This window comes from Pseudomonas sp. Z1-14 (assembly GCF_051132005.1).
Classification (GTDB): Bacteria; Pseudomonadota; Gammaproteobacteria; order Pseudomonadales; family Pseudomonadaceae; genus Aquipseudomonas.
Map to the genome: position 1 here is coordinate 1,217,152 of NZ_CP071646.1, position 12,200 is coordinate 1,229,351.

At 62.1% G+C, this 12,200-nt stretch carries 15 protein-coding genes; all 15 read left to right on the forward strand.

Features of this window, described 5'->3' with window-relative positions; translation table 11 throughout:
- The first annotated feature begins 1 nt into the window (after nt 1).
- Nucleotides 2-349: a phage tail tube protein gene (locus J3P89_RS05725; RefSeq protein WP_024780162.1), complete on the forward strand. Its 348-nt coding sequence runs from the start codon at nt 2-4 to the stop codon at nt 347-349.
- Complete coding sequence (locus tag J3P89_RS05730) at nt 346-642, forward strand: phage tail assembly protein (RefSeq protein ID WP_434572159.1); 297 nt, start codon at nt 346-348, stop codon at nt 640-642. Before J3P89_RS05725 ends, J3P89_RS05730 begins: the two co-directional genes overlap by 4 nt.
- Before the next feature lie 130 nt (nt 643-772).
- Complete coding sequence (locus tag J3P89_RS05735) at nt 773-2,347, forward strand: phage tail protein (protein WP_434696949.1); 1,575 nt, start codon at nt 773-775, stop codon at nt 2,345-2,347.
- Nucleotides 2,334-3,572: a DNA circularization protein gene (locus J3P89_RS05740; RefSeq protein ID WP_434696950.1), complete on the forward strand. Its 1,239-nt coding sequence runs from the start codon at nt 2,334-2,336 to the stop codon at nt 3,570-3,572. The genes J3P89_RS05735 and J3P89_RS05740 overlap by 14 nt, the downstream gene beginning before the upstream one ends.
- Nucleotides 3,573-3,575: 3 nt before the next feature.
- Nucleotides 3,576-4,616 (forward strand): phage baseplate assembly protein, encoded by a 1,041-nt coding sequence (locus J3P89_RS05745; RefSeq protein WP_434696952.1) that lies wholly within the window; start codon nt 3,576-3,578, stop codon nt 4,614-4,616.
- 209 nt (nt 4,617-4,825) lie between these two features.
- Entirely contained in the window at nt 4,826-5,335 is a 510-nt protein-coding gene (locus J3P89_RS05750; RefSeq protein ID WP_434656101.1) for a phage baseplate assembly protein V, read from the forward strand.
- Nucleotides 5,335-5,733 (forward strand): phage GP46 family protein, encoded by a 399-nt coding sequence (locus tag J3P89_RS05755; protein WP_434572167.1) that lies wholly within the window; start codon nt 5,335-5,337, stop codon nt 5,731-5,733. Before J3P89_RS05750 ends, J3P89_RS05755 begins: the two co-directional genes overlap by 1 nt.
- Nucleotides 5,723-6,763, forward strand: coding sequence for a baseplate J/gp47 family protein (locus J3P89_RS05760; RefSeq protein WP_434696953.1), 1,041 nt, complete (start codon nt 5,723-5,725; stop codon nt 6,761-6,763). Before J3P89_RS05755 ends, J3P89_RS05760 begins: the two co-directional genes overlap by 11 nt.
- Nucleotides 6,751-7,350: a YmfQ family protein gene (locus J3P89_RS05765; protein WP_434696954.1), complete on the forward strand. Its 600-nt coding sequence runs from the start codon at nt 6,751-6,753 to the stop codon at nt 7,348-7,350. The genes J3P89_RS05760 and J3P89_RS05765 overlap by 13 nt, the downstream gene beginning before the upstream one ends.
- An 11-nt stretch (nt 7,351-7,361) precedes the next feature.
- On the forward strand, nt 7,362-8,531 hold the full coding sequence (locus J3P89_RS05770) for a phage tail protein (protein ID WP_434696955.1): 1,170 nt from the start codon (nt 7,362-7,364) through the stop codon (nt 8,529-8,531).
- Nucleotides 8,528-9,037: a phage tail protein gene (locus tag J3P89_RS05775; protein WP_434696956.1), complete on the forward strand. Its 510-nt coding sequence runs from the start codon at nt 8,528-8,530 to the stop codon at nt 9,035-9,037. The genes J3P89_RS05770 and J3P89_RS05775 overlap by 4 nt, the downstream gene beginning before the upstream one ends.
- Nucleotides 9,038-9,062: 25 nt before the next feature.
- Complete coding sequence (locus tag J3P89_RS05780; protein WP_434696958.1) at nt 9,063-10,160, forward strand: phage tail protein; 1,098 nt, start codon at nt 9,063-9,065, stop codon at nt 10,158-10,160.
- Between the two features lie 7 nt (nt 10,161-10,167).
- Complete coding sequence (locus J3P89_RS05785) at nt 10,168-10,728, forward strand: tail fiber assembly protein (RefSeq protein WP_434696960.1); 561 nt, start codon at nt 10,168-10,170, stop codon at nt 10,726-10,728.
- A 110-nt stretch (nt 10,729-10,838) separates the two neighbouring features.
- Complete coding sequence (locus J3P89_RS05790) at nt 10,839-11,735, forward strand: gp53-like domain-containing protein (RefSeq protein WP_434696962.1); 897 nt, start codon at nt 10,839-10,841, stop codon at nt 11,733-11,735.
- The gene (locus tag J3P89_RS05795; protein ID WP_434696963.1) at nt 11,736-12,182 is read left to right on the forward strand and encodes a phage tail assembly chaperone; all 447 of its coding nucleotides are present in this window, start codon (nt 11,736-11,738) and stop codon (nt 12,180-12,182) included.
- Nucleotides 12,183-12,200: the final 18 nt, after the last annotated feature.

Below are 12,200 nucleotides of genomic sequence, written 5' to 3' on the forward strand. Positions count from 1 at the left end.
CATGGGTCAACTGATTGCGGGCACCTGCTACGTCAAAGTGGACGGCGCTCAACTGACCATCAACGGCGGCTGCGAAGCGCCACTGATGTTTACCAAACGCGAGACCGTCGTACCGGGTTTCTACAAGGAAACCGACATCGCGCCGTCGTTCAAGGTCACCGCGCTGCACACCGCCGACTTCCCGCTCAAGCAGCTGGTCGCCGGCACTGACATGACCGTCACCTGCGAATTCAGCAACGGCAAGGTCTACGTGCTGGCTGGCGCGTATCTGGTGGAAGAGCCGGTATCCAAAGGTGACGACGCTACCATCGAGCTGAAATTCGAAGGCATCAAGGGGACCTGGCAATGACTGATGTCGTGGCGTTGCGCGTGGCCATCGAGGCCCACGGCGAGCCATTGAGCGAACTGACTCTGCGCCGTCCGACGGTGCAGGAGGTCCGTGCGATCAAGGCGCTGCCGTACAAGATCGACAAGAGCGAGGAGGTCAGCCTGGACATGGATGTCGCGGCCAGATACATCGCGGTCTGCGCCGGTATTCCACCATCGTCGGTCAACCAGTTGGACCTGGCTGACCTCAACGCGCTGAGCTGGGCCGTCGCGAGTTTTTTCATGAGTGCGGCGTCGCAGCCATCGGCGACCTGATCACCGCCACCTATGACCTGGCCTGGTTCTGGAAGGTTGACCCCGAACAGATGATGGCCAGGCCACTGGATGTGCTCCGCGAATCCCTGGAGCACGCGCAACGGATCAATGCGATGCAGCAGGTGCAGTGATGGCAGAGACACAGAAGGTAGAGAAAAAAGCGCTACTGCTGACCGGTATCGACGAGCTGTCGCCCAAGCTCGCCAGCCTGCGAGCGAAGGTCGCGAGTTTCAAGCAGAACCTCGATGCCACGGGCCTGGGCAGCCTGGATATTTCCGGGCTGCTGCCCAGCGGCGGCCTGGCCCAACCGTTCATGGACGGGCTCAAGTCGGCACTGGCCTTCAAGGACGAAGCTGGTGCAGCGAGCGCGGCAGCCAGTGCCGTCCAGGCGCCGGAAGCGCCTCGCGTAGCGGCACAGAACCTGGAGGGATTGAAGACTTCCATCAGCAATGTGTCGGTGCAGTTCGGCTCGGCGCTGGGGCCTGCGGTCAACGCGGTGGCGGTCGGTTTGCAGCCGATGGTCAGCGGCGTGGCCCAGGTACTGCAGGACAACCCGCAACTGGTCCAGGGCCTGGCAAATGGCGTCGTCGCGTTCAACGCGATCCAGACGGCGGTCAGCGGCGCGAGCCAGGCAATGGAAGTGATCAACCTGGCCTTGAAGATGAACCCCATCGGCTTGATTGCCATGGGCATCGCCTTGGCGGCAGGGATGATCATCGCCCACTGGACGCCGATCTCGGCGTTTTTTGCCGGGCTCTGGCAACGGTTGGCGCCGATCGTCCTGCCAATGGTCGAGTTCTTCAAGACGCTGTTCGCCTTTACCCCGATGGGGCAGGTGATCAGCAACTGGGGGCCGATCAGCAGCTTTTTTGGCGCACTCTGGAATGTGATCGTGGCGGCGGCGACGCCGATCATCGGTTTCATGCAGACGCTGTTCGCCTGGTCGCCCCTGGGGTTGATCATTGCCAACTGGACGCCCCTGAGCGGGATGTTCGCGGCAATCTGGAATTTGCTCAAGGCCTTGACCGTGCCGGTGATGGACGCGCTGAAAGGCCTGTTCGACTGGACACCGTTGGGGCTGATCATGGCCAACTGGGGCACGATTGGCGAAGTCTTCGCCGGGATCTGGGAGGGCATTCGCAATCAGGTTTCGATCATGCTGGCGGTGTTCAGCGGCCTGTTCGACTGGTCGCCCATCGAGGGCTTGACCCGGCAGTGGGGACCGGTGGGCGAATGGTTCAGCCAATGGTGGGACGAGCTGCAGGGCGTGATCGCGCCAATCAAGGCGTTCTTCAATGGCGGCTTTGGCGAGGTGATTGCCTCGTTCACCGGCAAGGTCGAGGGATTGGCCGAGGCGCAGCGCGCCACCAATGCCGAAGGCAAGGGTGAGCTGGCACCGGCGTTTTTTGGCGGTGCCAGCGAGCAGCCTTCGGGGCTGTCTTCAAGCCTTGCGCCGACGCCTGCCACGGCGTCTCCCGGAGCGTCCTTGACCCCAGGGGCATTGCCGCAAACTTCCGGAGCCCTGGTGCAACAAAGCGCCGCCAACAACCGCACGCAACTGGAAGGCGGCCTGACGGTGCGCTTCGAAAACGCGCCGGCGGGGTTGCGCGCCGACCCGCCCCAGACCAATCAACCGGGCCTGGCGGTGAGTTCGCGCATCGGTTATCGCTCACTTTCCGCAGGAGGTTCCAATGAGCTGGCGTGATCGTTTGTTGCCGGCGTCGTTTCGTGGCGTCGGGTTCTGGGTCGACCAGGCGAAAACCCCGATCGGTCATAAAGGCCAGTTGCATGAGTACCCGCAGCGTGACCTGCCGTATTTCGAGGGGCTCGGCCGGCAGGCACGCATCCACGAGTTGACGGCGTTCATCGTCGGCCCCGATTGCCTGGAGCAGCGCGACAAACTGCTCGCAGCCCTGGAGCAGGGCAGCGGTGAACTGGTGCACCCGTGGCTGGGGCGCTTGCAGGTCAAAGTGGGCGAATGCGACATGACCCAGACCCGCCAGGACGGCGGGCTGGTCACGTTTGCCCTGAAGTTCTACCCCGACCAGCCGCTGCAGTTTCCTTCGGCGGCGATCAATAGCCAGAAACTGCTGCTGGTCTCGGCCGACAGTTTCCTCGGCTCGGCGGTGCGGCGTTTCGAAGACGCCATGAGCCTGATCAAGGCGGCGCGGATCGGCATCGCGGATCTGCGCAACAGCCTCAAGGAGGTTTATGGCGTCATCGAGCAGGAGCTCAAACCATTGATCGAGACCTATCGGCAACTCAGCGATCTGGTCAAGGCGGTCAAGGAGCTGCCCAAGGAAGTGGCGGCGGAATTCAAGGGACTGCTGGGTGACATTCGGGAGCTGAAGGATTTTGCCCGTGACGGCTATCGCGGCGTGATTGCCAGCGTGTCGCAACAGGTGGAAGCCATCCGTCAGGCGGACGCGCCCAAACTCACCACCGGCAAGGACACCACGGCGGCGGCCCAGGCGGTTGCCGATCTGGTCCAGGACACCTTGCTGGTGCAAGCGGCGCAATGGATTGCGGCGATGCCGGTGGCGGCGCCGGTGGTCAAGCTGGACGCCACTCCATCGGTGGCGCAACAGGCGGTGCAACCGGTCCAGCGCCGAGACGTGCCGGTGGCCGATGACGTGCTCGCCTTGCGCGATGCCCTCAACGAAGCCATCTGGCAGGCTTCCCTCAAGGCCGCTCCGGATCACTACCAGACAATGAACAACCTGCGTCAGCAAATGGCCGCGCACTTGACGGCCGTGGCGTCGTCCGGTGTCCGGCTGATCAACCTGTCGTTCAAGCAAAGCCTGCCGGCGCTGGTGGTGGCGTATCAGCAATTTGCTGACGCTACCCGGGTGACCGAGGTGACCCAGCGCAATGGCGTGGCGCATCCTGGCTTCCTGCCGCCCAACGACCTGAAAGTCTCCGGGGAGTGAGCCATGAATGAGCTCGACAACGCTGTCACGCTCACCGTCGGCGGGCTGGATTACGGCGGCTGGAAAAGCGTGGAAATCAGTGCGGACCTGGAGCGCCAGTTCCGCACCTTCAAACTCGACATCACCTGGCAATGGCCGGGGCAGACCCAGGCGGTGCCGATTCGTCCCGGTGACGAATGCCAGGTGCGCATCGGCGCCGACCTGCTGCTCAGCGGCTACGTGTTCAAGGCGCCCATCAGCTACGACGGCCGGCAGATCAGCCTGAGCATCGAAGGCGGCTCCAAGACCCAGGACCTGGTGGACTGCGCGGCGATCAACCGCCCGACGCAATGGCGCGGGCAAACATTGCTGAGCATCGTCCAGGCGCTGGCATCGCCCTATGCCGTGGGGGTGGTCAGCGAGATCCCGGAAACCGCGCGCCTGAGCGAGCACAGCATCGTGCCTGGAGAAACGGTGTTTCAATCCATCGACCGTTTGCTGACATTGTTCCGGGTGTTCTCCACCGATGACCCGCAGGGCCGGGTGCTGCTGGCCAAGCCCGGCAGCGGTGGGCGGGCCAGCGATGTGTTGGAACTGGGCAAGAATATTCTTTCGGGCAACGCGCCGATGGACTACAGCCAGGTATTTTCCGAATACCGGGTCATTGGCCAGCACAAAGGCAATGACCAGCAGAGCGGGGCGGCGGTGAGCGAGGTCTCGGGCACCGCCACTGACCTGGGCTTCAAGCGCAAGCGGGTGACCGTCATCAGCGAAAGTGCTCAGTTGACCCCGGCGCTGGCCCAGCAACGGGCCGACTGGGAAAGCGCGATTCGCAGCGGCCGCGCCCTGACCACCACCTACCGCGTGCAGGGCTGGCGCCAGGCCAACGGCGATCTCTGGCGGCATAACACCCTGGTGCGGGTGATCGATCCGGTGCTGGGGTTTGACGCTGACATGCTGATCTCCAAGGTCACCTATTCGCTGTCCGCCCAGGGTTCCGTCACCACCTTGCAAGTCGCCCCGCCGCACACCTTCGACGCGAACCCGGTGCCGCCCAAGGCCTGAGCCCGACGCCGATACCCGCCCTGGGCAAATCCCTTGTGGGAGCGAGCCCGCCCCCAGATTCCTGCCCAGCACAGATTCCTTGTGGGAGCGAGCCTGCTCGCGAAAGCGGTGGTTCGGCTTGCATCGATGTTGAATGTGCCGGTGCCTTCGCGAGCAGGCTCGCTCCCACAGTGCTCTGCCGTTAAACCCGATTCCGAAGGAAAAACTCAATGAGCCTACTGACCCGCCTCCTGGCGCGCGGCACTGTCGTGCTCGCCCATTCGGCGAATAAATTGCAATCACTGCAAATGCGCCTCACCGCTGGCGAAGTAAGCGACGACATGGAGCATTTCGAGCCCTACGGCTTCACCAGCAACCCGCTGGCCGGCGCCGAGGGCATCGCCACGTTTCTCGGCGGCGACCGCTCCCACGCGGTGGTGCTGGTGGTCGCCGATCGGCGCTTTCGTCTCAAGGCCCTGGCCCCGGGCGAAGTCGCGCTCTACACCGATGAAGGCGACAAGCTCCACTTCAAGCGCGGCCGGGTCATCGACATCGAGACCGCGACGCTGAACATCCGCGCCAGCAGCGCGGTGAACATCGACAGCCCGGTCATCAACCACACCGGCAAGATCGTTTCCCAGGGCGACCAGATCGCCGGCGGTATCAGCCAGATCAAGCACGTGCACGTCGGCGTACAGGCCGGCAACGGCCAGACCGGTGCGCCGGCGGGAGGCCAGTGATGTTCATCAGCCAGAACCTGCACGCCGCGCTGACCCGCTCGGTGCTGATCAGCCTGTTCACCTGGCGCCGCGCCGCGGCTGGCGATGCTGTCGATGACGACGAGCGTTTCGGCTGGTGGGGCGACACCTTTCCCACGGTCGCCGACGATCGCATCGGCTCACGGCTGTGGCTGTTGCGGCGGGTCAAGCTGACCCGCCAGACCCAACTCGACGCCGAATTCTATGCCCGCGAGGCGCTGCAATGGTTGATCGATGACGGTCATTGCAGCGCCATCGACATCATCAGCGAACGCCTCGACGCCCAGCGTCTGAACCTGCGCACGGTCCTGACCCTGGCCAATGGCGAGCGCCTGGACATCAACCCCGACCACAGCTGGCAGGTGACCTATGCCGTTTGAAACCCCTTCGCTGCCGGTGCTGATCAAGCGCGCCCAAAGCGACCTGGCCAGCGATTCGCTGCGCCAGTCCGACGCCCAGGTCCTGGCGCGTACCCTCGGCGGCGCCGCCTATGGCCTTTATGGCTATCTGGATTGGATCGCCGAGCAGATCCTCCCGGACAAGGCCGATGAATCGACCCTGGAACGCATCGCCGCGCTGCGCCTGAACCAGGCGCGCAAGGCCGCCCAGGTGGCCACCGGCAGCGTCAGCTTCACCGCCACGGCGGGTGCCGTGCTGGATGCCGACACGCTGCTGCAAGCGGCCGATGGCCGTACTTATAAAGTGACCACCGCGCGAACCACCAGCAATGGCCTGAACACCGCCGCCATTGCGGCACTGGAGGCCGGTAGCCTGGGCAATGCCGATGCCGGCCTGGTGCTCACGCCGGTGCAGCCGCTGTTGGGTATCGGCAACAGCTTCACCGTCCTGGCGCCAGGGCTGACCGGCGGTGTCGCCCGGGAAAGCCTTGAATCCCTGCGGTCGAGGGTGATCCGTTCCTATCGGGTCATCCCTCACGGCGGTTCGGCCCAGGACTACGAGACCTGGGCTCTGGAGTGTCCCGGCGTTACCCGCGCCTGGTGTCGCGGCAGTTATCTGGGGCCGGGGACCGTCGGCCTGTTCGTGATGCGCGACGACGATCCGCAACCGATCCCCAACACCGAGCAACTGGAGGAAGTGCAGGCCTACATCGAGCCCTTGCGCCCGGTGACCGCCGAACTGCATGTGCTGGCCCCGACCCAGGTGCCGGTGAACTACAAGCTGCGCATCACCCCGGACACCAGCGCCGTGCGCGCCGCCATCGAGGCCCAGTTGCGCGACCTGCATAACCGCGAAGCCGGCCTCGGCGAAACGCTGTTGCTGAGTCATATCGCCGAAGCGATCAGCAGCGCCACCGGCGAAACCGACCACAAGCTCAGCGCACCCGCCGCCGATGTCGTCGCCGCCAGCAACCAGCTGCTGACCTTCGGAGGCTGCACATGGCTGGGATAAGAACCGTCGAACAATACCAGGCCCAACTGCGCAGCCTGCTGCCCAGCGGCCCGGCGTGGGACCCGGAGCGCGTGCCGGAACTGGACGAAGTGCTGCAAGGCATCGCCCAGGAGCTGGCGCGCCTGGATGCCCGCGCCGCCGACCTGCTCAACGAGATGGACCCGGCGGGAGTGAGCGAGCTGGTGCCGGATTGGGAACGGGTGATGGAGCTGCCGGATCCGTGCCTTGGCGCCACGCCGCTGTATGACGATCGCCGTCTGGCGGTGCGGCGGCGGTTGCTGGCGGTGGGCAGCCAGGCCATCGCCTATTACGTGGAAATCGCCAGGAGCCAGGGCTACCCCAACGCAACGATTACCGAACTCAAGGCGCCGCGCATGGGCCGCGCACGGTTTGGCGAAGCGCACTTCGGAACGTGGCAGGCGCAGTTCATGTGGACCCTCAACACCGGCGGCCGGCTGCTGCTGGGACGGCGCTTTGGTGCGAGCTATTGGGGCGAACGTTTTGGCGTCAATCCGGGGTCGGCGCTGGAGTGCCTTATTCACCGCAGTGCACCGGCGCATACCAAGGTTCACATCAACTATGACTAGGGAGTAGACGGATGGATTATCCGAAAAGTGTACCCAGCGCCGGCTTGGTGAATGGGAGGTTCGTCGATGAAAACCCGTTGACCGGGACGCCGGGATCGTTGATTCCGGCGGATTGGGGGAATGGGGTGACGCAGGAGATCGTGAATGTCATCAAGGCGGGAGATCTGACGCCGGATGAGACCCGCAGCGATCAATTGCTCGCGGCGATTCGGACGGTAACCGCCAAGGGCTGGAACCAGGACTTCGCTCTGCCGATCGCAGCGTTGCCGCTGCCGACGATTGCCACGGCGGACAGCCGTTTGGCCGTCACTCCAGCAGCGCTGTCCACCAGCGGCGGACGTGTCTCGATTCCGGCGGGTGTGTACGTCAGCATCGGGCAAGAGGTGGTGGCAGGACGGTTGGGGCGGACACGTACCTACGTGACGACGGCCTGGAGCAGCGCCGATCTGTTGCCCAGCGCCAGTTATTTTTTGCGGGCGCAGATAGTCGGTGATGCGCTGACGTTCTATGTGCAGCGAGGAAGCCTGTATGACCTTGCTCCGGAATCCCTGAAAGGCACCGTCAACGGAGCGGCAGGCGGTGGGTTCCCATCGACCCCCCTGGACATGTGCCTGGCCTGGGTGGTGACCGGGACGCCTGGCTCCCTGCCGACGATCCGCACGATTTACAACCGTGCTCAATTGAGCTGGACGCAAACGGTAAATGGCACCGGGGTGGTGTACCTGCCGCTGGATCCGCATGCGCGTGCGGGGCGGCTTGTGGCGGGTAATCCGACACCCCCACCGAATGGGGTGACAACGGTGACGTTCGCTCCGGCTGGATGGGTTGGGGGCAATTACAGCTACCTGTCCCCCGTCTCGGAAAATCCCGGCAACAACTCAGTGGGTTGGGCGAACCCTACAAGTGTGCCGATGGCAATGTGCGCGATCTTTTCCAACAACGTTGTCAATGACGTCACGGTTTCCACGGTCACCGCGAGTTTCGACCATAACCAATTGCGTTCGCTTTGGCAGTCCTACCAGGCCGAGCACACATTGGGCTCAACCAGTGCGGAAAGTGACGAATTGCTCTTTAGCATGGGGATCAAAGGACATCAGGCGTTAACCGACTACAGCGCCGGTATCGCCATCAACTTCACCACCGCCGTCAATGTCCATCTGTCCTGGGAGCTGATCCGATGAAAGTCGTTCAAGAACTGCACCAGTACGAAGAGGGACTGCGTCCGCCTCCACCTTCTGCGGCCCACTTCTGGGAGGACGGTACATGGATACTGACCGACGAGAGCGCTGCTGAACTGCTGCGCCTGGAAGGCGAGCGCCTGTGCGACAAGATCGATGCCGCTGCCGACAGCGCCCGTCGCGTTTTGGCCGGTGATCCGTTACGGGCCCTGGAATATCAACAAGCGGCCCTGCAAGCGCAGGCGTTCAAGGATCAGGGCTACCCGAAAAAAGCTGTTCCGTTGTCGGTTTCTGCCTGGGTCGTCAAGGGCCGCACAGCCAGGCAGGCGGCGGACCAGATCCTCGCCAAGGCCGCTGAATTCGACGCGAACCTGCTGGCGCTTCGCGAGTTACGCCTCAAGTCCAAGACGCAGATTCGCGCGCACCTAGCCAAGGGCAAATCGGATCTTGCCACTCAAGCCGCCGATGACGCGCTCGCGGCCATCCGGACGCTACGCCTTCGGGCTTGATTCCCATCTCATAGAGAGACAAAACATGGATTATCCAAAAAGTGTTCCCAGCGTCGGGCTGGTGGACGGTCGGTTCGTGGATGAAAATCCCGTCGAAGGCTCGCCGGGATCCTTGATTCCGGCTGTGTGGGGAAACAGCGTCACGCAGGAGATCCTGGGCGTTATTTCCGCCGCAAACCTGACCCCGTCCGAAGCGGACACCGGGCAGTTGATCAAGGCGCTGCAAAGCATTATCGGGCGTAGCAGTCCGATGCGTTCAGTCATCACGCGGATCAGCACCTCTCAAGTCCTGAAGGCCGAGGAGTCAGGCCTTGTGTTGATCGACGCGAGCGCAGGCGCGAGTACCTTGACCTTGCCGGCGGCCAACGCGGCGCTAGGCATTCGTGATGTGATTGTGCGACGCGTCGATAACAGTGGTAACCGCCTGACGGTGCGCGCCGCCGGTACCGACAGGATACGGTTTCACACGCACCTGGCGGCCAGCGGTTATCCATTTCTGGTGTTGATGGGCAGCGGCGATTGGTGGCATTTGCGCAGTGATGAAAGCGGATCCTGGTGGCCGGTGGGCCGGTTTGATGCAACGGCGCTGGGGCGCGTCTCGTTCGAGAGCACACGCCAAGTCATTCCCGGTGGGTATGCCGTGCTCAACGGCAACCTGCTGGTGCGTAGCGATTGGCCGTGGTTGTGGGATTACGCGCAGTCGTCCGGTGCGTTGGTGAGCGAAGCCAGCAGACCGGGAAATGAAGGCGCGTGGACGACCGGTGACGGGGCGACAACTTTTCGGGTTCCCGATATTCGTGGCGAATTCCTGCGTGTGCTGGATGAAGCCAGAGGCGTGGATATCGATCGTTCGCCGGGCAGCAGGCAAATGTACGCCCTTGAAAACCACAACCACTTTTTGCCCACCAGTTCGGGCAGTACTGTGCGCCCAACGCCGAGTATTCCCGACAGCCTATGGGACTTGACGCATGACGTTAATTCGGCCCCTGTGTCAGGCACCCTTGGCACGACATTTCCTAATCCGGCTTATAGCGGCGGCGATTCTGTCGGCAGTATCGGCAGTTTCAGCAGCGAAACTCGCCCCAGAAACGTCGCCTATCCCGCTCGAATCAAGTTGATCTGAGGCCACTATGTTCATTTATTTATTTGACGACGATGGTGTTCTGTCCGGCCCGGTTGAACTTCCGGTCACGCCGGGCATGGGCATCCAGATTCCAAGCAACGGCGTCCAGCTCTCCTTTCAGTTGCCCGCTGCCCAGGATCATCATTCATGGGTCATGGTTAATGGCGTTCCGCGAGAAATGGTCGACTGGCGCGGCGCGGTGTACCGCAAGGACAACGGCGTTCTACTGCAGTGGACCGAATTCGGCGAGTTGCCGGACACCTATACCGCCGAACCGTGGCCTGGCAATTATCATGTCTGGCGAGAGAACAGCTGGGTATTTGACGAGACGCTTCAGCAGGCTGATCTCAAGCGCGAGGTCTTGGCAAAACGCGACAAACTGCTGCGTGAGGCTGTTCAGAAAATTGCCCCGCTTCAGTACGCCGAAGACATCGGCGACGCCAGCGACCAGGAGCAACTGGCCCTGATGGAGTGGAAGCTTTATAGCGTCGAGTTGAATCGCATCCAGCATCAAGCTGGTTTTCCAACCGCTATCACCTGGCCTGTCCTGCCCGAGCCTGCCCTTTAACCAGCCTGGGGCAGCCTCTCAGAATTTCCCAAACAATCCCACGCCATCACGTATTGCCGGTGAGGCTTTGTCTCGCCTGTTTTTTGTCTTTGGCCCATCAGGAGTGAAAAGTGGACTATCCAAAAAGTGTGCCCAGCGCAGGTCTATCGAACGGCAGGTTCGTGGATGAAGATCCTTTGGCGGGAACGCCGGGATCGTTGATTCCCGCCAGTTGGGGCAATGGTGTAACGCTGGAGTTGCTTAATGTTATTCAAGCTGCCGGTCAGACGCCGTCGGAACAATTGAACAATCAGTTGTTAACGGCCTTGCGTGGCAGCGAATTGTTCACCACGGCGCCTCAATTTGATAACGACAGATCCGTGGCGACGACTGAGTTCGTAAGGCGCAGCGGGATTCAATACTCCGGTTTTTTCGCGTACGCAGTCAGTACAGCGTTGACACCGGCCCATGTCGGCGGTGCCGTCAGCTTTTCCAGTACCACCGCAATCGACGTCACGCTTCCCAACACAGTGGGAATCTTGCATGGGGCGACGCTCACGCTTATCAACGTAGGGACCGCGGTGAAGGTATCGACAGCCTCGCCTACCGATACTCTGGGACCTTCATCTTCAGCTCTTGGACCCATCGATCTGGGCCGTGGCGAAACGGCAGAGTTCGTCAAGCTGGACAATCAATGGCGGTTGATAGGCGGCACCGTCCTTTTGAAATACACCTCGTTGTTTTCAGGTCAGTTAGGAAATCCGGGTTACCAAAGGTACGCGAGCGGAAACATCGATCAATGGGGTTACGGTACAACTGACGCTAATGGGGAGGTGTTTGTTACGTTCCCGATTTCATTCCCCAATACTTTTGTTTCGGTTGTGGCGAACCATGTGGGCGGTGATGGAGCGATGGTGATGGTGGTAAGTGGAACCGCTACCCGCCAAGGCGTGCGCCTGAAAGTCCGGGACTATGCTGGGCACGTCAACGCGGGATGGGGCGTTTACTATTTTGCGAAGGGTTATTGAATGAATGAATTCACTTTGTTGTTCAGTCCAAGCACGTGTGGAGCCTATGCTCTTGGAATCAATGTTTCCGATATTCCGGACGATGTGATCGAAATCCCCAGGGCCTACTGGCTGTCGCTGCTTCAGCAACTCGCCATTTCACCCAAGCGTGTTTCAGCCAACCCCGATAACGGTTATCCCATTCTCGTTGATCCCCCTGCTCTGACATTGGCCCAGGCTTCGGAAAATGAATATGCGTGGCGCAACGCCCAACTCACCGCAACCGACCGCCTCATAGCGCGCGATCGCGACGAAATGGACGACGGCGGTGGCACGACGCTGGACCAGGCGCAGTACACGCAGTTGCAGGCTTATCGCCGGGCCCTGAGGGAATGGCCGCAGGACGAGCACTTTCCAGCCGCCGAACACCGTCCGGCCGCGCCGTCCTGGCTGGCCGGGCGGCTTTGATCATGTATGTGCGATGAC